At 52.7% G+C, this 1,445-nt stretch carries 1 protein-coding gene, 1 other RNA gene and 1 pseudogene; 1 reads left to right on the top strand and 2 read right to left on the bottom strand.

The window, feature by feature from the left end; translation table 11 throughout:
* Nucleotides 1–85: 85 nt before the first annotated feature.
* Nucleotides 86–410, bottom strand: a transfer-messenger RNA (tmRNA) gene (gene ssrA / locus AKL28_RS24225).
* 151 nt (nucleotides 411–561) lie between these two features.
* Here ssrA and AKL28_RS24765 point away from each other — a divergent pair.
* Nucleotides 562–1,014, top strand: coding sequence for a hypothetical protein (locus AKL28_RS24765; protein ID WP_156226486.1), 453 nt, complete (start codon nucleotides 562–564; stop codon nucleotides 1,012–1,014).
* Between the two features lie 229 nt (nucleotides 1,015–1,243).
* Here AKL28_RS24765 and AKL28_RS25225 read toward each other — a convergent pair.
* Nucleotides 1,244–1,445: pseudogene (locus AKL28_RS25225) on the bottom strand (hypothetical protein); the annotation flags it as partial.

Below are 1,445 nucleotides of genomic sequence, written 5' to 3'. Positions count from 1 at the left end.
GTCTACAGGTTGCACCCTCTACGGTTGCCGACTATGAGAACTTCCGAAGCACTCACTTTCGCTCGACGTTTTCTCTCGCTGCTAACGATAGAGTAGGTCCGGCCTTTCTGTTCCCAAGCCTTCTTGCGAAGGGGCCGGATACTCGGCTTACCGGCTCTTAGGTGCCGTAAGCAACGAATTGCGGATCATTTGCAATTATGGATTTGCGCTATTTACGTCGGTCGCCTGACGTGGTGTGTCTCCGGATACTTGCCGCCTTGTCGAAACCAGGTCACCCCCATCAGATGGGGGAAAGGAACTGACTGGCCTTTCCTCCATTTGGTGGAGGTGGGGGGAATCGAACCCCCGTCCAAAACGATTTTCACCTTCAAGTTCGCGGGATACCGCATACACCAATGCTTCATAGGTGTCCGGGCGGAGAGCCGCAGTTCCATTTTTCCGAACATGTGAAGGTTGCTTATCCGCTGGGATAAAATGGTACGTACCGTCGCCCATAACCGCGATAAAGATGGCCATGAGACGTCAAAGACGCTTTGTAATATGTCTTTTTGAAAGGATCGAATGATGTATGCACAAAGAGAATCACAAAATCAGCACGATTCTGGCAAATTACCCGTCCATCAGCGGCAAGAACTAAGAACACCGTTCGTTGACAATCGCCCACTAGCCGCCGCGCATCAGGCATTGATCTCAGTTGCACAGCGCGCGCCGGTGGTGCAATTGGCGACAAGATTATCGGATCCAGTGCTGTTCAACGGCGGCGCTTTTCGTTTGCTGCAATTGATCCAGCAGTGGGGGCCGCCGAATGGAACACACGTGCAAGTCATACCAACCGATAACGTCGGCGGCAGTTACAGGGTAAGGTTCCGTAATCAGAATGGCCCGGCAATCAGCCTGCAAACCGCGAATCAATGGGTTCAAGCAGGCCTTGCCCATGCAGACGACAATGATGCGTCGTCAGACGAAGGCAGTTCTTCAGACAGTGATACTTCTTCGTCAGACGACGATCATTGAGATCGTGCCTCTAGAATGATGTTAGAAAAAGCCCTGGAAATCCGGGGCTTTTTATTTGGGACGCAGGGCGCTTGTTAGTGGAATATCTTGGACAGAATTTCCACAGTACCGGCCTGCATGAAGCCAAGCATTCATTTCAGTAGTTCGAATTGGCCGTGCATCTCCGCGAAGCTAGTAGTGACTTCGGCGCAAAGTTCATTCAAGCCTGACTTTTGGACCAGTTCGTTATTCATGGCCTCAGCAAGGGCGATGCGCCAGATTCGGATGATATGACGGCGACAGGCTTGGGGAATGCCAATACATCGGCTGTAGCAACGGCTAACCGGCGGCGCGGCGGGTTAAATCCCATCTGGCGCAGCCGGTCGTAGTATTCGTAATGCTGGAGCCGCAGGATTTCCGGCACCCACCAAGAGGTCCAGCCGAGATAAGGC

The organism is Herbaspirillum chlorophenolicum, assembly GCF_001189955.1.
Lineage (GTDB): Bacteria > Pseudomonadota > Gammaproteobacteria > Burkholderiales > Burkholderiaceae_D > Herbaspirillum > Herbaspirillum chlorophenolicum.
Note: the sequence above shows the minus strand (reverse complement) of the source record. Positions and strands in the feature narration are given on the sequence as shown.